Origin of the sequence: Streptomyces qaidamensis (assembly GCF_001611795.1) — a bacterium.
Taxonomy (GTDB): Bacteria; Actinomycetota; Actinomycetes; order Streptomycetales; family Streptomycetaceae; genus Streptomyces; species Streptomyces qaidamensis.
In genome coordinates this window covers 5,677,582-5,697,539 of sequence record NZ_CP015098.1, presented here as the reverse complement: position 1 = coordinate 5,697,539, position 19,958 = coordinate 5,677,582, and the positions used below count along the sequence as shown (strand labels likewise).

The following is a 19,958-nucleotide window of genomic DNA, read 5'->3' as shown; positions in this document are numbered from 1 at the left end:
AGTGGCCCGCAGCACGTGATGACAGAGACCTTGGCCACAGGAGAGGGCTAGGGTTTCCCGGAGGAGTACTGCGTACCGCGGTGCGACAAGGGATTTCGCGGGTCGAGCGAGCCTCGCATCACGCTCCGTGTGGGCAAGCTCACCACTGGGGACGGGTCGAAGTGTCGTGTCGGCAGTCCCTAAACTCGGCTTGTTTCAAGGAGGGAGCCTCAATCGTGCGCAAGGTGCTCATCGCCAACCGTGGCGAAATCGCTGTCCGCGTGGCCCGGGCCTGCCGGGATGCCGGTATCGCGAGCGTGGCCGTCTACGCCGACCCGGATCGGGACGCTCTGCATGTCCGCGCCGCGGATGAGGCGTTCGCCCTGGGCGGTGACACGCCGGGCACCAGCTACCTCGACATCGAGAAGGTGCTGGGCGCCGCCCGCGAGTCGGGGGCGGACGCGATCCACCCCGGCTACGGCTTCCTCTCCGAGAACGCCGAGTTCGCGCAGGCGGTCCTGGACGCGGGCCTGATCTGGATCGGCCCGCCGCCGCAGGCGATCCGCGACCTGGGCGACAAGGTCGCCGCCCGGCACATCGCGCAGCGCGCCGGTGCCCCGCTGGTGGCCGGTACGCCCGACCCGGTGTCCGGTGCCGACGAGGTCGTCGCCTTCGCCGAGGAGCACGGCCTGCCGATCGCGATCAAGGCCGCCTTCGGTGGCGGCGGTCGCGGTCTGAAGGTCGCCCGCACCCTCGAAGAGGTGCCGGAGCTGTACGACTCGGCGGTCCGTGAGGCCGTCGCCGCGTTCGGCCGGGGCGAGTGCTTCGTCGAGCGGTACCTGGACAAGCCGCGGCACGTGGAGACCCAGTGCCTGGCCGACCAGCACGGCAACGTGGTCGTCGTCTCCACCCGTGACTGCTCGCTGCAGCGCCGCCACCAGAAGCTGGTGGAGGAGGCCCCGGCCCCCTTCCTGTCCGACGCGCAGATGGAGGAGCTGTACTCCGCCTCCAAGGCGATCCTGAAGGAGGCCGGCTACGTCGGCGCCGGCACGGTCGAGTTCCTCGTCGGCCTCGACGGCACGATCTCCTTCCTGGAAGTCAACACCCGTCTCCAGGTGGAGCACCCGGTCACCGAGGAGGTCGCCGGCATCGACCTCGTGCGCGAGATGTTCCGCATCGCCGACGGCGAGGAGCTCGGCTACGGCGACCCGGAGCTGCGCGGCCACTCCTTCGAGTTCCGCATCAACGGTGAGGACCCGGGCCGCAACTTCCTCCCCGCTCCCGGCACGGTCACGACGTTCGCCCCGCCGTCCGGCCCGGGTGTGCGTCTGGACGCGGGTGTGGAGTCCGGCTCGGTCATCGGCCCGGCGTGGGACTCCCTGCTGGCCAAGCTGATCGTCACCGGCCGCACGCGCAAGGAGGCGCTGCAGCGGGCCGCCCGTGCGCTGGAGGAGTTCCAGGTCGAGGGCATGGCGACGGCGATCCCGTTCCACCGTGCGGTCGTCAAGGACCCGGCGTTCGCGCCCGAGCTGACGGACTCGTCCGACCCGTTCACGGTCCACACCCGCTGGATCGAGACGGAGTTCGTCAACGAGATCAAGCCGTTCGCCGCGCCGGCCGACACCGAGGCGGACGAGGAGCCGGGCCGCGAGACGGTCGTCGTCGAGGTCGGCGGCAAGCGTCTTGAGGTCTCCCTGCCGTCGTCGCTGGGCATGTCCCTGGCCCGTACGGGTCTCGCGGCGGGCGCCAAGCCGAAGCGCCGCGCGGCGAAGAAGTCGGGCCCGGTGGCTTCCGGCGACACCCTCGCGTCCCCGATGCAGGGCACCATCGTCAAGGTGGCCGTCGAGGAGGGCCAGGAGGTCAAGGAGGGCGACCTGGTCGTCGTCCTGGAGGCCATGAAGATGGAGCAGCCCCTCAACGCGCACCGGTCGGGCACGATCAAGGGCCTGAGCGCGGAGATCGGCGCGTCGGTGACGTCGGGCGCGGCCATCTGCGAGATCAAGGACTGAGTCCCACCCCGGCGCGGCGCCCACCCCTCGGGGTGGGTCGGGGCCGCGCCGGGGGGGCCGTCCCCGGAACGGCGCGATGGACCCCCGTACCGACTGACTGGCTCGACGCGCCAACCGCGGCGGGCGGACACCCCCCCGACACGTCCCCTTCCCGCCGTACGCGGGTGCGGTTCCGCGTACGCGGGTGCGGTTCCGCGCAGCCTGCGCGCATGCGTGCCGCCCGGGGCGACATGGATGGCCGCAGGCGGCCCCCCGGTCCCCGCAGCCTGCGCGCGTGCGTGCCGCCCGGGGCGGCACGGGTGGGCGCTGGGGGGCACCCCCTGCTCGAAGAGCTTGGGGGAGGCACCCCGTTCCGCCGGGTTGCGGACCCACCCGGCCTCAACGGTAACGCCGGGTGAAAGCAACCGCGGCTCAACCCACCGTCGGCGTCAACGCCGCCGCAGATCCGCCACCCGAGCCCGCTCGGCCCCGGGCCCCTGGTCCCCCAGCATCGTCGTGGAGCGCAACCCGCCCCCACCCCCCGGCACCTGCCGCCGAGGCCCCGGCACCGGCACATCCCGGCGCTGCTGACGCGCCGGGACGGCATCACCCCCCGGGCCCCCCGGACCCGACCCCGCCGAACCCCCTTGCCCCCCGGCCACGGCGATCTGAACGCCCTGGTCGGCAAGCGCCTGGAGTTCCGTGGCCGCACGGTCGTCGTGGGCGGGCGGTTCGTCCGTGACGAGGCGCGTGATGAGATCCGTGGGCACCGTCTGGAACATGGTGTCGGTACCGAGCTTCGTGTGGTCGGCGAGTACGACCACCTCCGCCGCGGCCTGAACCAGCGCCCGGTCGACGGAGGCCGACAGCATGTTGGACGTGGACAGCCCGCGCTCGGCGGTCAGCCCGCTCCCGGACAGGAACGCCCGCGACACCCGCAGCCCGTGCAGGGACTGCTCGGCACCGCTGCCGACGAGGGCGTAGTTGGAACCGCGGAGCGTGCCGCCGGTCATCACCACCTCGACCCGGTTGGCATGGGCCAACGCCTGGGCGACGAGGAGTGAGTTGGTGACGACGGTCAGCCCGGGCACCCGGGCGAGCCGGCGCGCCAGCTCCTGGGTCGTCGTACCCGCCCCGACCACGATCGCCTCCCCCTCTTCCACGAAGTTCGCGGCGAGGTCGGCGATGGCGGTCTTCTCGGCGGTCGCGAGATGAGACTTCTGCGGAAAGCCGGACTCCCGCGTGAAACCGCCCGGCAGTACCGCACCGCCGTGCCGGCGGTCGAGGAGTCCTTCTGCCTCCAGCGCGCGCACGTCCCGCCGTACGGTCACTTCGGAGGTCTGGACGACGCGGGCGAGCTCACGGAGCGACACGGCCCCGTTGGCTCGCACCATTTCGAGGATCAATTGGCGACGTTCTGCAGCGAACACGAAACTGACAGTAACGCCAGCGACCGTCTGCTTTCAGCAGTTTGCGCTGAATAGCAGAAGATGTTCGCACTGAGCAGCGGGAGGTGGTATAAGGCCTATTCCCGCCGCCTATGCCGCACGCACGGCCGAGCACTCCCCGTGACCAGGGAGGAGTCGGATTCGGCCGCTCAGCCCTCGCCGTCCTCCTTGCGGGTGTGCAACTGCCGTGCCACCTCGGCGATCGAGCCCGACAGGGAGGGGTAGACGGTGAAGGCCTTCGCGATCTGTTCGACGGTCAGATTGTTGTCGACCGCGATCGAGATCGGGTGGATCAGTTCCGAGGCGCGCGGCGCCACGACCACACCGCCCACCACGATGCCCGTGCCCGGCCGGCAGAAGATCTTGACGAAGCCGTCCCGGATGCCCTGCATCTTCGCGCGCGGGTTGCGCAGCAGCGGCAGCTTCACGGCCCGGGCGTCGATCTTCCCGCCGTCGACGTCGGCCTGCGTGTAGCCGACGGTGGCGATCTCGGGGTCGGTGAAGACGTTCGACGAGACCGTCTTCAGGTTCAGCGGGGCCACCGCGTCGCCCAGGAAGTGGTACATGGCGATGCGGCCCTGCATGGCGGCCACGGACGCGAGGGCGAACACGCCGGTCACGTCACCGGCCGCGTACACGCCCGGAGCGGTCGTGCGCGACACCTTGTCGGTCCAGATGTGACCGGACTCGCGCAGCTTGACCCCGGCGTCCTCCAGCCCCATGCCCGCGCTGTTGGGCACGGCACCGACGGCCATCAGACAGTGCGATCCGGTGATGACGCGCCCGTCGGAGAGGGTCACCTCGACCCGGTCCCCCACCCGTTTGGCGGACTGCGCCCGGGAACGGCCCATGACGTTCATGCCGCGCCGCCGGAAGACGTCCTCCAGCACGGCGGCCGCGTCCGGGTCCTCGCCCGGCAGCACCCGGTCCCGCGACGACACGAGCGTCACCCGCGAACCCAGCGCCTGGTAGGCACCGGCGAACTCCGCACCGGTCACACCCGAACCGACCACGATGAGCTCCTCGGGGAGTTCGTCGAGGTCGTACACCTGGGTCCAGTTCAGGATCCGCTCACCGTCCGGCTGGGCGTCGGGCAGCTCACGAGGGTGCCCACCCGTCGCGATGAGGACGGCGTCAGCGGTGAGCGTCTCCTCACTCCCGTCGGCGGTGCGCACCACGACCTTGCGCGACCCGTCGAGCGCCTGCATGCCCTCCAGCCGCCCGCGCCCGCGCATGACACGCGCCCCGGCACGCGTCACCGAGGCGGTGATGTCGTGCGACTGTGCGAGCGCGAGCCGCTTCACACGCCGGTTGACCTTGCCCAGGTCGACGCCCACCACCCGGGCGGCCTGCTCGATGTGCGGGGTGTCGTCGGCGACGATGATCCCCAGCTCCTCGTACGAGGAGTCGAAGGTGGTCATCACCTCGGCCGTGGCGATCAGGGTCTTCGACGGCACGCAGTCGGTGAGCACCGACGCCCCGCCCAGACCGTCGCAGTCGACGACGGTCACCTCCGCGCCGAGTTGGGCGGCCACCAGGGCCGCTTCGTATCCGCCGGGTCCGCCACCGATGATCACGATCCGAGTCACGTACTCCATTGTCCCGCACCGCTCGCGGTGCCACCGCCCCGGGGCCCCGCCGCTGCGCCTGTTGTTACGACAGTGACGCCGGGCGGCCTGCCGTACCCTCTCCCCATGTCGCTCTACGCCGCGTACGCCGGCAACCTCGACGCGCGGCTGATGTCCCGCCGCGCCCCGCACTCGCCGCTGCGCGCCACCGGCTGGCTGAACGGATGGCGACTGACCTTCGGCGGCGAGCACATGGGCTGGGAGGGCGCACTGCCGACGATCGTGGAGGACCCGTTCTCCCAGGTCTTCGTCTCCCTCTACGACATCGCCCCGATGGACGAGGAGTCACTCGACCGCTGGGAGGGCGTGGGCCTGGACATCTACCGTCGTACACGCGTCCGGGTCCACACCCTGGAGGGCGAGGACACCGCCTGGGCCTTCACCCTGAACGCCTACGAGGGCGGCCTGCCCTCCGCCCGCTACCTGGGCGAGATCGCCGACGCGGCGGAGTCGGCCGGCGCCCCCCACGACTACGTGATGGAGCTCCGTAAGCGCCCCTGCTGACGGCCGCCCCCGCGAGCCGCCTCGTCGGAAACGACAAGACAACGATCGCCACCCCGTGAGCTCTGCCATCTACGCGCGTAGGCAATCACCGGCTACCCTCATCGGCGTGAACGCATCTCTTCTTCCGGACGACATCCAGGGCGACCCCCACGCGGCCGCCGACGCCGCCGCGGCCCGCCTGCGCGAACTCACGGGCGCCGAGACCCACGACGTCGCCCTCGTGATGGGCTCCGGCTGGGCACCGGCCGTGGACGCGCTGGGTGCCCCCGAGGCCGAGTTCCAGGTCACCGAGCTCCCTGGTTTCCCGCCACCGGCGGTGGAGGGCCACGGAGGCAAGATCCGCTCGTACCGGATCGGCAACAAGCGCGCCCTGGTCTTCCTGGGCCGTACGCACTACTACGAGGGCCGCGGGGTGGCCGCGGTCGCCCACGGGGTCCGCACCGCGGTCTCGGCCGGCTGCAAGACGGTCGTCCTCACCAACGGCTGCGGCGGCCTGCGCGAGGGCATGCGCCCCGGCCAGCCGGTCCTCATCAGCGACCACATCAACCTCACCGCCACCTCCCCCATCATCGGCGCGAACTTCGTCGACCTCACCGACCTGTACTCCCCGCGTCTGCGCGCCCTGTGCAAGGAGGTCGACGCCACGCTGGAGGAGGGCGTCTACGCCCAGTTCCCCGGCCCGCACTACGAGACTCCGGCCGAGATCCGCATGGCCCGGGTCATCGGTGCGGACCTGGTGGGCATGTCGACGGTCCTGGAGGCGATCGCCGCACGTGAGGCGGGCGCCGAGATCCTGGGCATCTCCCTCGTCACCAACCTCGCCGCGGGCATGACGGGCGAGCCCCTGAACCACGAGGAAGTCCTCCAGGCGGGCCGCGACTCCGCGACGCGCATGGGTTCGCTCCTGACACAGGTCCTGGGCCGCCTGTAAGAAGACTTCGCCAGGGCGGGCGGCTGCGGGCCCCCGTAGTGGCTGGTCGCGCAGTTCCCCGCGCCCCTGGGGATCGTTGGCGGCCTGCGCGAAGGAGCAGCCGCGTCCGCCACGGAAAGGGGGCGCACGCGCGCCCGCGTACGGCGAGCAGGGGACGTGTCGGGGGGGGGCCGCCCGCAGCGGTTGGCGCGTCGACGAACGGTTGGCCGGTACGCAACCCCATCGCGCCGTTCCGAGGACGGACACACCCCGGCGCGGCCCCGACCCACCCCCGGCGGCAGGCGGAGGCGTGCACCCCGACCACCCCGCGCAGGCCGCCGCAGGCACACCCCCACCACACCGGAGAGGCTGACACCCCACCGTGCACGAAGAACTCATCGCACAGGCCCAGGCGTGGCTCACCGAGGACCCCGACCCGGAAACCCGCACCGAGCTCGCCCGCCTCATCGACGCCGAGGATCACACCGAACTCGCCGCCCGGTTCAGCGGCACCCTCCAGTTCGGCACCGCCGGCCTCCGCGGCGAACTCGGCGCCGGCCCCATGCGCATGAACCGCTCGGTCGTCGTCCGCGCCGCCGCCGGCCTCGCCGCGTACCTCAGGAAGCAGGGCCACGGCGACGGCCTCGTCGTCATCGGCTACGACGCCCGCCACAAGTCCCACGACTTCGCCCGGGACACCGCCGCCGTCATGACCGGCGCCGGCCTGCGCGCGGCCGTCCTCCCCCGCCCCCTCCCGACCCCCGTACTCGCCTTCGCGATAAGGCACCTCGGCGCGGTCGCGGGCGTGGAGGTCACCGCCAGCCACAACCCGCCCCGCGACAACGGCTACAAGGTCTACCTCGGCGACGGCTCCCAGATCGTCCCCCCGGCGGACATCGACATCGCGGCGGAGATCGCCGCCGTCCCGTCCCTCACCACCGTCCGGCGCCCCACCGAAGGCTGGGACACCCTCGACGACAGCGTCCTCGACGCCTACCTCGCCCGCACGGACGCCGTCCTGTCCGAGGGTTCCCCCCGCACGGCCCACACGGTGTACACGGCGATGCACGGCGTCGGCAAGGACGTCCTCCTGGCCGCCTTCGCCCGCGCCGGCTTCCCGGCACCGGTCCTCGTGGCCGAGCAGGCCGACCCCGACCCGGAGTTCCCGACCGTCGCCTTCCCCAACCCGGAGGAACCCGGCGCGATGGACCTGGCCTTCGCGACAGCACGCGCCTGCGAGACCGCCCCGGACCTGATCATCGCCAACGACCCGGACGCGGACCGCTGCGCCGTCGCCGTCCAGGACGGCACCGACTGGCGCATGCTCCGCGGCGACGAGGTCGGCGCCCTGCTCGCCGCGCACCTGGTCCGTAGCGGGGCGACCGGCACCTTCGCGGAGTCGATCGTCTCGTCGTCCCTCCTCGGCCGGATCGCCGAGAAGGCGGGCCTCCCCCACGTCGAGACCCTCACCGGCTTCAAGTGGATCGCCCGCGCCGAGGGCCTGCGCTACGGCTACGAGGAGGCCCTCGGCTACTGCGTCGACCCGGACGGCGTACGCGACAAGGACGGCATCACGGCCGCGCTGCTGATCACGGAACTGGCCTCGCAGCTCAAGGAGGAGGGGCGTACGCTCCTCGACCTGCTGGACGACCTGGCGGTGGAGCACGGCCTGCACGCGACGGACCAGCTCTCGGTCCGCGTCGAGGACCTGTCCATCATCGCGGCGGCGATGCAGCGCCTGCGCGAGCAGCCCCCGACCGAGCTGGCCGGTCTGCCGATCACCCGTACCGACGATCTCACCGAGGGCACGGCCGAGCTTCCGCCCACGGACGGTCTGCGCTACACCCTCGACGGCGCCCGGGTGATCGTCCGCCCGAGCGGCACGGAACCCAAGCTGAAGTGCTACCTGGAGGTCGTGGTCCCGGTCGGGTCGCACCCGGGCCTCCCGGAGGCCCGGGCGAAGGCGACGGCGCTGCTGGAGTCGATCAAGCGCGACCTGTCCACGGCGGCGGGCATCTGAGGCCGAGGGCCCGCACCACCGCCCTCCACCGAGGGCTCAGGAACTCTTCCGGGCGGCCTCTCGCCGCTGCCGCTTGCCGAGAGGCGCCTGGGAGAGGTCCTCGGCGCTGGACCTGAGGTTCTTGTAGCCGTACCCGCGCTGCTCCAGCCGGCCAGGCCCGCGCCGCGTCCTCGGCCCGCCCGGTCGCCTCCAGGATGTCCTCCTCGCCCTCCCCGGAGTCCAGGAAGCGGAAGACGAAGGCGGGCCGCACGGCCACGTCGTACGTGAGGCTTCCCTCGGGGGAAGGCCGCGCGCAGCACGTCGTGCTCCGCGGCCCGCTCCCACAGCCCGCCCCGCTGATCGGCACTCAGCCCGCCGAAAACGCCTCGGACCGGAACCCGGTACCGGCGGAACCGCGCGGCCGGTCAGCCCAGCGCCATCAGAACAGGTCGGGCGCTCAGTCCACCGGAACCGGCGTGACGGGTCAGCCCAGCACCCACAGGACCAGCCGGGCGTTCATGGTGGGTGGGCTGATTGCCCGGCCGGCTCTGATGGCGCGCGCCACTCAGGCCGGCCCCACCAGCACCACCGGGGTCGTCACCGCCCCCACCAGTACCACTCGGGCCGTCACCCCAGCCCCACCAGACCCGACAGGCCCCTCACCCCAGCCCCACCAGAATCAGCGCCAGCACGGCCCCCGCAACCGCCGGCGCCAGCACCTCGTACGCCCACCGCACGGTCACCTCGCCCCGCGCCGACTCGGCCTGCCGCCGCGCCTCGTGCAGTCCCCGCAGGTCGTCCATGATCCGGTCGGTCTCCGCCCGGACGGGCCCGTCCGACAGCGGCTCCCGGCTGAAGCCCTGCCTCAGCCCCTCGGTCGTGCCGAGCGCGCCGCCCCGGCTCACTTCGCGCCCCATCCCCCGCCGCGCCTGCGCCGTCGCCCTCATCTCACGCCGCGCGGCCTTCTTGCGCGCGCGCAGCGACACCGGCACGGCCCACAGCTGGTACTTCGCACCGGACTCGGTGAGGACCTCGTTCGAGTAGGCGGAGCGCAGCGAGGCGACCTGTCCCCAGGGCACGACGACGATGCGGAAGGGGTTGCGGATCCGCAGCCGGTCGTCGCCGGCGTAGACGGCCGGGCGCAGGGTGAAGGCGACGACCAGCGGCACGACGAGGAGCAGCAGCGCGAGCGCGAGCCACGGCGTGCGCCCCTCCCCGGTGATCACCGCGTCGACGCCGAGCCACCCGGCGATGGCGAGCAGCAGGACGCCACCGGCGATGGCCGGGGCCGACCGGTACACCCGGTCCTTGGACTCGGGCTCCGCAGGCTGCGGCGTCGGCGGCTGGGATTCGGGGCTCGTCATGTCTCGATTCTGCCGGACCGGTCCGCACGTCCCTCATCCACGTCCCCGATGCCTGAGAACCCATCGGCGGATCCGCCCGAGGAGAACCAGGAGAAACCGGGGGGCTGTACAGCCGCTACGCGCGTAGATATGCTCGTCTGGTGACCATGCCCAGTTCTGCACTCACCGCAGCTCACCCCCTCAAGGACGTCGCCGCGTCCGACAGCGCGCTGCGCCGCTTCCTCCACGGGCTCCCCGGCGTCGACGCGGTCGGGCTCGAAGGCCGTGCGGCCTCGCTCGGCACCCGTTCGATCAAGACGACCGCCAAGGCGTACGCCATCGACCTCGCCATCTCGATGGTCGACCTGACGACGCTGGAAGGCGCGGACACCCCGGGCAAGGTCCGGGCGCTCGGCGCGAAGGCGGTCAAGCCCGACCCGACGGACCGTACGACGCCGTCCACGGCGGCGGTCTGCGTCTACCCCGACATGGTGGCCGTGGCCAAGGAGGCCGTCGCGGGCTCCGGCGTGAAGGTCGCCTCGGTCGCCACGGCGTTCCCGGCCGGCCGCGCCGCGCTGGACGTCAAGCTGGCCGATGTCCGTGACGCCGTCGCCGCGGGCGCCGACGAGATCGACATGGTCATCGACCGCGGGGCGTTCCTCTCGGGTCGATACTTGAAGGTGTACGACGAGATCACCGCCGTGAAGGAGGCCTGCGGGACCTCCGCGCGCCTGAAGGTCATCTTCGAGACGGGCGAGCTCTCGACGTACGACAACATCCGCCGCGCGAGCTGGCTCGGGATGCTGGCGGGCGCGGACTTCATCAAGACCTCCACCGGCAAGGTCGCGGTGAACGCCACCCCCGCGAACACCCTCCTCATGCTGGAGGCCGTCCGCGACTTCCGCGCCCAGACCGGCATCCAGGTCGGTGTGAAGCCGGCCGGCGGCATCCGCACCTCCAAGGACGCCATCAAGTTCCTGGTGCTGGTCAACGAGACGGCGGGCGAGGACTGGCTGGACAACCACTGGTTCCGCTTCGGCGCCTCCTCGCTGCTGAACGACCTGCTGATGCAGCGCCAGAAGCTGGCCACCGGCCGCTACTCCGGTCCCGACTACGTGACGGTGGACTGATCACCATGGCATCGGTATTCGAATACGCCCCGGCCCCCGAGTCGCGCGCGATCGCCGACATCGCGCCCTCGTACGGCCTGTTCATCGACGGCGAGTTCGTCGAAGCGGCGGACGGCAAGGTCTTCAAGACCGTCTCCCCGTCCACCGAGGAGGTCCTCTCCGAGGTCGCCCGGGCCGGTTCCGAGGACGTCGACCGTGCGGTGAAGGCCGCGCGCCGGGCCTTCGAGAAGTGGTCGGCCCTCCCGGGCGCGGAGCGCGCGAAGTACCTCTTCCGGATCGCCCGCATCATCCAGGAGCGCTCCCGCGAGCTCGCCGTCCTCGAGACCCTGGACAACGGCAAGCCGATCAAGGAGACCCGCGACGCCGACCTGCCGCTGGTCGCCGCGCACTTCTTCTACTACGCGGGCTGGGCCGACAAGCTCGACCACGCCGGCTTCGGCGCGAACCCGAGGCCGCTGGGCGTGGCGGGCCAGGTCATCCCCTGGAACTTCCCGCTCCTGATGCTGGCGTGGAAGATCGCCCCGGCGCTCGCGACCGGCAACACGGTCGTCCTGAAGCCGGCCGAGACCACTCCCCTGTCGGCGCTGTTCTTCGCGGACATCTGCCGCCAGGCGGGCCTGCCCAAGGGTGTCGTCAACATCCTCCCGGGCTACGGCGACGCCGGCGCCGCGCTGGTGTCCCACCCGGACGTGAACAAGGTCGCCTTCACCGGCTCCACGGCCGTCGGCAAGGAGATCGCCCGCACGGTCGCCGGGACGCGCAAGAAGGTCACACTGGAGCTGGGCGGCAAGGGCGCCAACATCGTCTTCGACGACGCCCCGATCGACCAGGCCGTCGAGGGCATCGTCAACGGCATCTTCTTCAACCAGGGCCAGGTCTGCTGCGCGGGCAGCCGTCTCCTGGTCCAGGAGTCGATCCAGGAGGAGCTGCTCGACTCCCTCAAGCGCCGCCTGTCCACGCTGCGCCTCGGCGACCCGCTGGACAAGAACACGGACATCGGCGCGATCAACTCCGAGGAGCAGCTCACGCGCATCACCTCGCTCGTCGAGCAGGGCGAGGCGGAGGGCGCCGAGCGCTGGTCCCCGGCGTGCGAACTGCCCGAGAGCGGCTACTGGTTCGCCCCGACGCTGTTCACGAACGTCACCCAGGCGCACACCGTCGCCCGGGACGAGATCTTCGGCCCGGTGCTGTCGGTGCTGACGTTCCGCACGCCGGACGAGGCGGTCGCCAAGGCCAACAACACGCCGTACGGCCTGTCCGCCGGCATCTGGACGGAGAAGGGCTCGCGCATCCTGGCGGTCGCCGGCAAGCTCCGCGCGGGTGTCGTCTGGTCCAACACGTTCAACAAGTTCGACCCGACGTCGCCGTTCGGCGGTTACAAGGAGTCGGGCTTCGGCCGCGAGGGCGGCCGCCACGGCCTGGAGGCGTACCTCGATGTCTGATCGGCTCAACGTCCTGAAGACCTACAAGCTGTACGTGGGCGGGAAGTTCCCGCGTTCCGAGAGCGGCCGGGTGTACGAGGTGACCGACTCCAAGGGCAAGTGGCTGGCGAACGCGCCCCTGTCGTCCCGCAAGGACGCCCGGGACGCGGTGGTCGCCGCCCGCAAGGCGTTCGGCGCCTGGTCCGGGGCGACGGCGTACAACCGCGGTCAGGTCCTCTACCGCGTGGCCGAGATGCTGGAGGGCCGCCGCGACCAGTTCACCCGTGAGGTGGCCGACGCGGAGGGCCTGTCGAAGTCCAAGGCGGCGGCGGTCGTGGACGCCACGATCGACCGCTGGGTCTGGTACGCGGGCTGGACCGACAAGATCGCCCAGGTGGTCGGCGGCGGCAACCCGGTCGCGGGCCCGTTCTTCAACCTGTCCTCCCCCGAGCCGACCGGCGTGGTCGCCGTCCTGGCGCCCCAGGAGTCGTCCTTCCTGGGCCTGGTGTCGGTGCTCGCCCCGGTGATCGCGACGGGCAACACGGCGGTCGTGGTGGCGAGTGAGAAGGCTCCGCTGCCCGCCCTGTCCCTGGCCGAGGTGCTGGCCACCTCGGACGTCCCCGGCGGCGTGGTCAACGTCCTGTCGGGCCGCACGGCGGAGCTCGCGACCCCGCTCGCGGCCCACCAGGACGTCAACGCGATCGACCTCGCGGGGGCCGACGAGTCCCTGGCGAAGGAACTGGAGATCGCCGCGGCCGACAACCTCAAGCGCGTCCTGCGTCCACAGCCTGTGGATTACGCGGAGACCCCCGGCATCGACCGCATGACGGCGTTCCTGGAGACGAAGACGGTCTGGCACCCCACGGGTTCGCTGGGCGCGTCGGGTTCCTCGTACTGAGCGACCCCTCACAGCCGAAGCCCCGGCCCTCCTCCGTCCGGGAGGGCCGGGGCTTCTCCGCGTGCGCACCTACTGCTGCGACAGCAGCCCCGCCACCTGTCCCACCACCGGGACGCTCCCGACCGACTGCGCCTGCGCCACCGGCCCCGTGAGCGCCTGGGACGTCATCGGCTTGAAGTCGGCGAGCTGGGTGCCGAGGCCGTTGTCGAGGGGGTCGACTCCGGTGCCGGCGAGCGGATTGGGCTTGAGGCCGGCTACGGGGCCGGTGACATAGCCGACGGTGCCGGTCGCGGCCTGGAGGCCGGACTGGGGGTCGATCTTGCCGAGGGAGGTCGGGCGGGTGTTGACCACGCCCAGGATCGAGGTCGTGTCCGCCGCGGCCGACGCCGTGCCCGCCCCCAGTGCCACGCCCGCGGTCGCGAGGACGGCCAGGGCACGCTGGGCGGCCGGCTTCTTGGGAGAGTCGTGTCGGGCCATGACTGCCACCTTCTGATGCACTGAGTAATCAGGACGGGACCGAGGGTAGTTGAGGTGTGACGCGCGTATCAAAGGCGACCCGCGGGGTCGTACGGCCCCCGGTGGATGCCTCACACTGGTGTCCCGTGAGTTCTCCACTGCCCATATCGACGCGAGTCGTGCTGCTCTGCGGCCCTTCCGGCTCCGGCAAGTCCCTCCTCGCGGCCCGCTCCGGCCTCCCGGTGCTGCGGCTCGACGACTTCTACAAGGAGGGCGACGACCCGACACTGCCACTCGTGCCGGAGAGCTCCGACATCGACTGGGACCATCCGGACTCGTGGGACGCGGACACGGCCGTGGCCGCGATCACCCGGCTGTGCCGCACGGGCCGTACGGACGTTCCCGTCTACGACATCTCGCTCAGCGCCCGCACCGGCGCGGAGACGGTCGACATCGGACGGACCCCGCTGTTCATCGCGGAGGGCATCTTCGCCGCGGAGGTCGTCACGCGCTGCCGTGAACTCGGTGTCCTGGCCGACGCGCTGTGCCTGAGCCGCGGCCCGGTGAAGACGTTCCGCCGCCGCTTCCTGCGGGATCTGAAGGAGGGCCGCAAGTCGGTGCCGTTCCTGCTGCGCCGCGGCTGGCGCCTGATGCGGGAGGAGCGCACGATCGTCGCCCGTCAGACGGCACTGGGCGCGCACGCATGCGACCGCGACGAGGCGATGGGCCGGCTGGCCGCAGCGGCGGCAGGCCGGTGCGCGAGCCTCCGTACGGCGGCCTAGCCCGCGGCTTGGCCCCAGGAGGCCGGAGCACAAAGGAAAGCGGGACTGGACGGACCCCCCGGCCCTCCAGTCCCGCTCCTGTGCTCCCCCGTGGTGCTCCCCCGAGTCCCCACTCTCCCGCGAAGACGCCCCCCAGCGTCCGTACGGTTCCCCCGTGGGCCCCCTTGTGGTGCTCCCCCCCGACCTTCAGGCGACGAGCTCGCCGAAGGCGTCCTCCTCGTCACGGCCGAAGCTGAGGACCTCGTCCTCGCGCAGCCGGCGGAGCGACCGCCAGATGCTGGACTTCACCGTGCCGACACTGATGTCGAGGATCTCCGCGATCTCCGGATCCGTGCGGCCCTCGTAGTAGCGCAGGACCAGCATGGTGCGCTGGAGTTCGGGAAGCCGGGCCAGCGCCTGCCACAGGACGGCGCGCAGCTCGGTGCCGCGCATCGCGTCCGTGTCGCCGGGCGTCTCCGGCAGTTCCTCGGTCGGGTACTCGTTGAGCTTGCGGCGCCGCCAGGCGCTGATGTGCAGGTTCGTCATGGTGCGGCGGAGGTAGCCCCCGACCGCGGCCTTGTCGCTGATCCGGTCCCACGCCCGGTAGGTCGAGAACAGCGCGCTCTGCAGCAGGTCCTCGGCCTCGAAGCGGTCGCCGGTGAGGTGGTAGGCGGTTGCGTACAGGGAGGCGCGGCGCTCCTGGACGTAGGCGGTGAACTCCGCCTCCGACAGCGAGCGGCGCTCCCCCGAGCCCTCCCCGTACGCGGCCCCCCCGTGAGCCGCCCCCGTCCCCTTGCTCTCCCCCGTGGGTGCGTCAACCACCGTCATGAACGCGGTGTGCTGACGCCCGGCGCCGCGAGCGCACCCCCGCCCGCTCACGGCACCGGACTTCTCGGAACCCCTGTGCACGTCGTGCAGACGCGTGACAACTGCGCTGGTGCTGATGCCGTGCAGCGTGTTCATCTCGCGCCCCCCGTCGTGGACTTCCGGTGTGCGGCCCGCCTGTTCGGGCGGGCTTCCTTGCCTGTGCCGAAAAGCTTGCCGCGGCACTTTCATGGCCGTGTCCGCCGACTGTCACAGACCTGTCACAGGGGCCGGCCACAGGTCGTCCACAGGTCGCACACACGCGTCGGCGGTACCGGCCGCACCGAGTGGGCCCCACCGGTCGAACCCCGACCCCCTCATGGGCCAGAATGAGCGCGTGCCTTCCCTGTTGCTGATCGAGGACGACGACGCCATCCGGACGGCCCTGGAGCTCTCACTGACGCGCCAGGGCCACCGCGTGGCGACCGCTGCCAGCGGTGAGGACGGTCTGAAGCTCCTTCGCGAGCAGCGGCCGGATCTGATCGTGCTGGACGTGATGCTGCCCGGCATCGACGGGTTCGAGGTGTGCCGGCGCATCCGGCGCACGGACCAGTTGCCGATCATCCTGCTGACCGCGCGCAGCGACGACATCGACGTGGTCGTCGGACTGGAGTCCGGCGCCGACGACTATGTCGTCAAACCGGTGCAGGGACGGGTGCTGGACGCCCGGATCCGGGCCGTGCTGCGGCGCGGCGAGCGGGAGTCGAACGACGCGGCGAGCTTCGGCAGCCTCGTCATCGACCGCTCGGCGATGACCGTGACGAAGAACGGCGAGGACCTCCAGCTGACGCCGACCGAGCTGCGGCTGCTGCTGGAGCTGAGCCGGCGGCCGGGCCAGGCGCTGTCCCGGCAGCAGCTGCTGCGGCTGGTGTGGGAGCACGACTACCTGGGCGACTCGCGGCTCGTGGACGCGTGTGTCCAGCGGCTGCGCGCCAAGGTCGAGGACGTGCCGTCGTCCCCGACGCTGATCCGTACCGTGCGCGGTGTCGGCTACCGGCTGGACGCGCCTCAGTGACCCAGGCGCACCAAGGGGGGGCCCGCGGCTGGACCGGGGCGCGCAAGGGAGTTCTGTCGCGGCTGCGCTTCACCAGCCTGCGGCTGCGGCTGGTCGTCGTCTTCGGCCTGGTGGCCCTGACGGCCGCCGTGTCCGCGTCCGCGATCGCGTACTGGCTCAACCGCGAGGCCGTGCTCACCCGCACCCAGGACGCCGTGCTGCGCGACTTCGAACAGGAGATGCAGAACCGGGCGGCCGCGCTGCCCGAGCGTCCGACGCAGGACGAGCTGCAGCACACCGCGGGCCAGATGGCGGGCAGCGACCAGCGCTTCAGTGTGCTGCTGGTCGGCCGCGACACCGCGGGCCGGACCGTCTACGGCAGCTCCGGCGGCCTGAGCGGCTTCTCGCTGGGCGACGTGCCGGTCTCGCTGCGTACGGCCGTGAACAAGGCGCAGAAGGTCGACGCAGGCAACAAGCAGCCGTACCACCTGTACTGGCAGCGGATAGTCGACCACGACACGCCGTACCTGGTGGCCGGTACGCGCGTGATCGGCGGCGGGCCGACCGGTTACATGCTCAAGTCGCTGGAGCCGGAGGCGAAGGACCTCAACTCATTGGCCTGGTCGCTGGGCATCGCCACGGGCCTCGCGCTGATCGGCTCGGCGCTGCTCGCGCAGGCCGCGGCGACGACCGTGCTGAAGCCGGTGCAGCGGCTCGGGGCGGCCGCGCGGCGGCTCGGCGAGGGCAAGCTGGACACCCGGCTGCGGGTGTCGGGGACCGATGAACTCGCCGATCTGTCCCGGACGTTCAACAACGCGGCCGAGGCGCTGGAGAAGCGGGTCGCCGACATGGCCGCCCGGGACGAGGCGTCCCGGCGGTTCGTGGCCGACATGAGCCATGAGCTGCGCACGCCGCTCACCGCCATCACCGCCGTCACGGAGGTGCTGGAGGAGGAGCTGGAGGCGGAGACCGGCAGCATGGACCCGATGATCGAGCCCGCCGTCCGGCTGGTGGTGAGCGAGACGCGGCGGCTGAACGACCTGGTCGAGAACCTGATGGAGGTCACCCGCTTCGACGCGGGCACCGCCCGGCTCGTGCTGGACGACGTCGACCTCGCCGACCAGATCACCGCCTGCATCGACGCCCGGGCCTGGCTGGACGCGGTCGAGCTGGACGCCGAGCGCGGTCTGCACGCCCGGCTGGATCCGCGCCGCCTGGACGTCATCCTGGCCAACCTCATCGGCAACGCGCTCAAGCACGGTGGCTCCCCGGTGCGGGTGTCGGTGCGGGAGGCGGACGACTCGATCGTCATCGAGGTGCAGGACCACGGGCCGGGCATCCCGGAGGACGTCCTGCCGCACGTCTTCGACCGCTTCTACAAGGCCAGCGCCTCCCGGCCGCGTTCCGAGGGCAGCGGCCTGGGTCTGTCCATCGCGCTGGAGAACGCCCACATCCACGGCGGCGAGATCACCGCGGCCAACTCGCCCGATTCCGGCGCGGTGTTCACCCTGCGGCTCCCGCGCGGCACGTCCCCCGCGGAGGAGCAGCCCGCCGAGGACGGGCTGAGGCCCGAGAGCGACACCTCCCGCCCCCAGGGCGAGGACTCGAAGGGGGACGCATGATGACCGCCCGTCTCACGGCCGTGCCCCGTCTGCTGGCCGTTCCGGCGCTCGCCGTGCTGCTGGCCGGCTGCGGGATCCGGGCCACGGAGGTGCCGACGAACTTCGGGCCCGCGCCCTCGCGGGTGCAGTGCTCGCTCTCCGAGCCGGACGTCTCGACGCAGGCGGCCCGGGGGCTGTCGGTGCAGGTGTTCCTGCTGTGCGGGTCCGCGCTGGTGACCGTCGACCGGACCGTGCGGGTCCCGGACGGCGCGGCCGACTCCGAGCGGCGCATGCTCGTCGCGCAGGGCCTGCTGGACCAGCTCGCCACACCGCCGTCGGCCGCCGAGAAGGAAGCCGGCTACAGCACGGCCGTCCGCGACGGCATCACCGTCGGCGGGCCGCGCCCCGGCGACCCGGAGGACACGCTGCGGCTGAGCACGACCCCGGCCGGACTCACCTCGTACGCCCTGGCGCAGATCGTCTGCACCTTCTCCGACTCGGCGGCGGCCGAGGGGGACGGCTCGGTGGTCCTGGGCGGGCCCGGCACCGAGGCACCGCGCCGCTACGAGTGCACGCATGAGGTGCGGGCCCGGCCTGGCAGCACGGAACCGCCGTCCAAGGGCGTGGCCGGGGAGTGACCCGGCCGGGTTGTGGCGCATGCCTCACAGGCCTGTCGGGGCCCCTCCCGGAACCGATCCTGCCGGAGGCCGCGTCTAGGGGGGCGTGCAGCGTCAAGGCTCCATCGGCGGCAGCGCCGCGTTCCGCATCCGTGTGACAGGAGGTGTCCTCCTCGTCGCCCACCTCGCGTTCGTCGCCTGGTTCACACTGCGGCCGCTGGACGTGCCCTGGGTGATGCCCGCCAATCTGCGGCCGTTCGCCGGTATCCGGGCCGATCTCGCCCTGGGCTGGCCCGCGGCGGCCCGTCGGATCGGCGAGGGGCTGGCGCTGCTCGCCCCGCTGGGCGTGCTGCTGCCGATGGTGAGCGGCAGGCTGGTCGTCTCGCCGCTGGCGTCCCTGCTGCGCACCGTCGCGGCCGGCGCCCTGCTGTCCTGGGGCATCGAGCTGCTGCAGACCGGTGTGCCCGGTCAGGTCGTCGACGTCGACTCGCTGTTCCTGAACACCGTGGGCGTGGCCCTCGCGCATCTCGCGCTGGTCCCGGCGGGCCGCTCCTGGCTGCGCCGCCGTACCGCCGCCCGTGTGCTGCGTGCGCCCCTCCCCCCGGAGGAGCCGGCTCAGGGTCGGACCCCGACGATTCCCAGGGTCGGGATCGCCCCGTGGAGCGACGCTTTGCCCCCTTCGTCTCCGTAGCGTGGAGTGCAGATGGGGTACTCGGACGAGAAGCCCCAGGCACACCCACGTTGAAGGAGTCGCACATGTCCCGCCTCGCCCGCCCCACCCACGGCCGCATGATCGGCGGAGTGTGCGCCGCGCTGGCACGGCGCTTCGGCACCTCCGCGACGACGATGCGCGTGATCTTCCTCGTCTCGTGCCTGCTGCCCGGCCCGCAGTTCCTGCTGTACATCGCGCTGTGGATCGTGCTGCCCTCGGAGGACAAGGTGCAGGGCAAGACCCAGACAGCCTGGTGAACCCCCTGATGTGAGAACGCCGATGGGGCGCACCCCGTGCGGGTGCGCCCCATCGGCGTGTGTGTGCGCCTCGGCGGGAGGATCAGCCGACCGGCACGCCGTTCACCGGCAGGCCGTGGGTGGGCATTCCCTGCACCGGCAGGCCGCCCAGCAGCTTGGCGGCCGGGCCCGTCGGGCCGTTGGCGAGCACCTGCTCGGCGACCGGCTGGGCGGCGGCCAGACCGGCGCCGGCCGCCGTCTGCCCCTGACCCAGCGCCTCACCCGAGCCCGGCAGCGTCTGGGAGAACTGCTCCGCCGGGAGCGCCGCGGTGACGGTCTCCAGCGTCTGGGCGGTGTCCGGGAGGGCCGGGGCGGCGTTGGCGGCGCCCGCACCGGTGGCGGCGAAAGCGGCACCGAGAGCGGCGACACCGAGGGACTTGGCAGCAGACTGCTTCATGAAATGCGTCCT

At 72.0% G+C, this 19,958-nt stretch carries 19 protein-coding genes and 1 pseudogene; 13 read left to right on the top strand and 7 right to left on the bottom strand.

Annotated features, from left to right (window positions below):
- Nucleotides 1-215: 215 nt before the first annotated feature.
- The gene (locus tag A4E84_RS25420; protein ID WP_062928760.1) at nt 216-1,988 is read left to right on the top strand and encodes an acetyl/propionyl/methylcrotonyl-CoA carboxylase subunit alpha; all 1,773 of its coding nucleotides are present in this window, start codon (nt 216-218) and stop codon (nt 1,986-1,988) included.
- Between the two features lie 428 nt (nt 1,989-2,416).
- Here A4E84_RS25420 and A4E84_RS25415 read toward each other — a convergent pair whose 3' ends face one another.
- Together A4E84_RS25415 and A4E84_RS25410 are read right to left on the bottom strand one after the other, a co-directional pair.
- Nucleotides 2,417-3,397 carry a DeoR/GlpR family DNA-binding transcription regulator gene (locus A4E84_RS25415; protein WP_079129111.1) on the bottom strand — a complete coding sequence of 327 codons (981 nt, stop codon included), beginning with the start codon at nt 3,395-3,397 and terminating at the stop codon, nt 2,417-2,419.
- A gap of 167 nt (nt 3,398-3,564) precedes the next feature.
- Nucleotides 3,565-5,013 carry an NAD(P)H-quinone dehydrogenase gene (locus A4E84_RS25410; RefSeq protein WP_062928758.1) on the bottom strand — a complete coding sequence of 483 codons (1,449 nt, stop codon included), beginning with the start codon at nt 5,011-5,013 and terminating at the stop codon, nt 3,565-3,567.
- 96 nt (nt 5,014-5,109) lie between these two features.
- Between A4E84_RS25410 and A4E84_RS25405 the strand changes: the two genes are divergently transcribed.
- From A4E84_RS25405 to A4E84_RS25395, 3 genes are all read left to right on the top strand, one after another.
- Nucleotides 5,110-5,547, top strand: a complete 438-nt coding sequence (locus A4E84_RS25405; protein ID WP_062928757.1) for a gamma-glutamylcyclotransferase family protein — start codon at nt 5,110-5,112, stop codon at nt 5,545-5,547.
- A 106-nt stretch (nt 5,548-5,653) separates the two neighbouring features.
- A complete protein-coding gene (locus A4E84_RS25400; protein ID WP_062928756.1) occupies nt 5,654-6,478 on the top strand; it encodes a purine-nucleoside phosphorylase in 825 nt (274 codons plus the stop codon).
- 361 nt (nt 6,479-6,839) lie between these two features.
- Nucleotides 6,840-8,477, top strand: a complete 1,638-nt coding sequence (locus A4E84_RS25395; protein ID WP_062928755.1) for a phospho-sugar mutase — start codon at nt 6,840-6,842, stop codon at nt 8,475-8,477.
- Between the two features lie 36 nt (nt 8,478-8,513).
- On the opposite strand, the pseudogene A4E84_RS44060 reads toward A4E84_RS25395, so the two are convergent.
- Both A4E84_RS44060 and A4E84_RS25390 read right to left on the bottom strand, forming a co-directional pair.
- Nucleotides 8,514-8,827: pseudogene (locus A4E84_RS44060) on the bottom strand (DUF6204 family protein).
- A gap of 288 nt (nt 8,828-9,115) precedes the next feature.
- On the bottom strand, nt 9,116-9,820 hold the full coding sequence (locus A4E84_RS25390) for a PH domain-containing protein (RefSeq protein WP_062928754.1): 705 nt from the start codon (nt 9,818-9,820) through the stop codon (nt 9,116-9,118).
- Nucleotides 9,821-9,966: 146 nt separating this feature from the next.
- Between A4E84_RS25390 and deoC the strand changes: the two genes are divergently transcribed.
- The 3 genes from deoC to A4E84_RS25375 are packed head-to-tail and all read left to right on the top strand — an operon-like array spanning nt 9,967 to nt 13,248.
- The gene (gene deoC, locus A4E84_RS25385) at nt 9,967-10,929 is read left to right on the top strand and encodes a deoxyribose-phosphate aldolase (protein ID WP_062928753.1); all 963 of its coding nucleotides are present in this window, start codon (nt 9,967-9,969) and stop codon (nt 10,927-10,929) included.
- Between the two features lie 5 nt (nt 10,930-10,934).
- A complete protein-coding gene (locus A4E84_RS25380) occupies nt 10,935-12,371 on the top strand; it encodes an aldehyde dehydrogenase family protein (RefSeq protein ID WP_062928752.1) in 1,437 nt (478 codons plus the stop codon).
- Entirely contained in the window at nt 12,364-13,248 is an 885-nt protein-coding gene (locus A4E84_RS25375; RefSeq protein WP_062928751.1) for an aldehyde dehydrogenase family protein, read from the top strand. Before A4E84_RS25380 ends, A4E84_RS25375 begins: the two co-directional genes overlap by 8 nt.
- A 69-nt stretch (nt 13,249-13,317) precedes the next feature.
- On the opposite strand, the gene A4E84_RS25370 is transcribed toward A4E84_RS25375, so the two are convergent.
- Nucleotides 13,318-13,725 (bottom strand): hypothetical protein, encoded by a 408-nt coding sequence (locus A4E84_RS25370; protein WP_062928750.1) that lies wholly within the window; start codon nt 13,723-13,725, stop codon nt 13,318-13,320.
- A gap of 125 nt (nt 13,726-13,850) precedes the next feature.
- On the opposite strand from A4E84_RS25370, the gene A4E84_RS25365 reads away from it, so the two are divergent.
- Entirely contained in the window at nt 13,851-14,486 is a 636-nt protein-coding gene (locus tag A4E84_RS25365; protein ID WP_237305000.1) for a uridine kinase family protein, read from the top strand.
- Nucleotides 14,487-14,672: 186 nt separating this feature from the next.
- Here A4E84_RS25365 and A4E84_RS25360 read toward each other — a convergent pair whose 3' ends face one another.
- Nucleotides 14,673-15,428, bottom strand: coding sequence for a SigE family RNA polymerase sigma factor (locus A4E84_RS25360; RefSeq protein ID WP_062928748.1), 756 nt, complete (start codon nt 15,426-15,428; stop codon nt 14,673-14,675).
- Nucleotides 15,429-15,666: 238 nt separating this feature from the next.
- On the opposite strand from A4E84_RS25360, the gene afsQ1 reads away from it, so the two are divergent.
- The 5 genes from afsQ1 (at nt 15,667) to A4E84_RS25335 (ending at nt 19,510) form a co-directional block, all read left to right on the top strand.
- A complete protein-coding gene (gene afsQ1, locus A4E84_RS25355) occupies nt 15,667-16,344 on the top strand; it encodes a two-component system response regulator AfsQ1 (protein ID WP_053675520.1) in 678 nt (225 codons plus the stop codon).
- A complete protein-coding gene (locus tag A4E84_RS25350) occupies nt 16,341-17,945 on the top strand; it encodes a sensor histidine kinase (protein ID WP_062928747.1) in 1,605 nt (534 codons plus the stop codon). The genes afsQ1 and A4E84_RS25350 overlap by 4 nt, the downstream gene beginning before the upstream one ends.
- Entirely contained in the window at nt 17,942-18,562 is a 621-nt protein-coding gene (locus A4E84_RS25345; protein ID WP_062928746.1) for a hypothetical protein, read from the top strand. Before A4E84_RS25350 ends, A4E84_RS25345 begins: the two co-directional genes overlap by 4 nt.
- 85 nt (nt 18,563-18,647) lie before the next feature.
- Nucleotides 18,648-19,232, top strand: coding sequence for a VanZ family protein (locus tag A4E84_RS25340; protein ID WP_062928745.1), 585 nt, complete (start codon nt 18,648-18,650; stop codon nt 19,230-19,232).
- A gap of 65 nt (nt 19,233-19,297) precedes the next feature.
- Entirely contained in the window at nt 19,298-19,510 is a 213-nt protein-coding gene (locus A4E84_RS25335; protein WP_062928744.1) for a PspC domain-containing protein, read from the top strand.
- An 82-nt stretch (nt 19,511-19,592) separates the two neighbouring features.
- Here A4E84_RS25335 and A4E84_RS25330 read toward each other — a convergent pair whose 3' ends face one another.
- The gene (locus A4E84_RS25330) at nt 19,593-19,946 is read right to left on the bottom strand and encodes a hypothetical protein (RefSeq protein WP_062928743.1); all 354 of its coding nucleotides are present in this window, start codon (nt 19,944-19,946) and stop codon (nt 19,593-19,595) included.
- Nucleotides 19,947-19,958: the final 12 nt, after the last annotated feature.

Bases quoted from the DNA above. Each gene is read 5' to 3' on its own strand.
- deoC (WP_062928753.1), top strand. From the start codon at position 9,967: ATGCCCAGTTCTGCACTCACCGCAGCTCACCCCCTCAAGGACGTCGCC.
- A4E84_RS25405 (WP_062928757.1), top strand. From the start codon at position 5,110: ATGTCGCTCTACGCCGCGTACGCCGGCAACCTCGACGCGCGGCTGATG.
- A4E84_RS25390 (WP_062928754.1), bottom strand. From the start codon at position 9,820: ATGACGAGCCCCGAATCCCAGCCGCCGACGCCGCAGCCTGCGGAGCCC.
- A4E84_RS25330 (WP_062928743.1), bottom strand. From the start codon at position 19,946: ATGAAGCAGTCTGCTGCCAAGTCCCTCGGTGTCGCCGCTCTCGGTGCC.
- A4E84_RS25410 (WP_062928758.1), bottom strand. From the start codon at position 5,013: ATGGAGTACGTGACTCGGATCGTGATCATCGGTGGCGGACCCGGCGGA.
- A4E84_RS25375 (WP_062928751.1), top strand. From the start codon at position 12,364: ATGTCTGATCGGCTCAACGTCCTGAAGACCTACAAGCTGTACGTGGGC.
- A4E84_RS25370 (WP_062928750.1), bottom strand. From the start codon at position 13,725: ATGGCCCGACACGACTCTCCCAAGAAGCCGGCCGCCCAGCGTGCCCTG.
- A4E84_RS25380 (WP_062928752.1), top strand. From the start codon at position 10,935: ATGGCATCGGTATTCGAATACGCCCCGGCCCCCGAGTCGCGCGCGATC.
- A4E84_RS25335 (WP_062928744.1), top strand. From the start codon at position 19,298: ATGTCCCGCCTCGCCCGCCCCACCCACGGCCGCATGATCGGCGGAGTG.
- A4E84_RS25360 (WP_062928748.1), bottom strand. From the start codon at position 15,428: ATGAACACGCTGCACGGCATCAGCACCAGCGCAGTTGTCACGCGTCTG.
- A4E84_RS25345 (WP_062928746.1), top strand. From the start codon at position 17,942: ATGATGACCGCCCGTCTCACGGCCGTGCCCCGTCTGCTGGCCGTTCCG.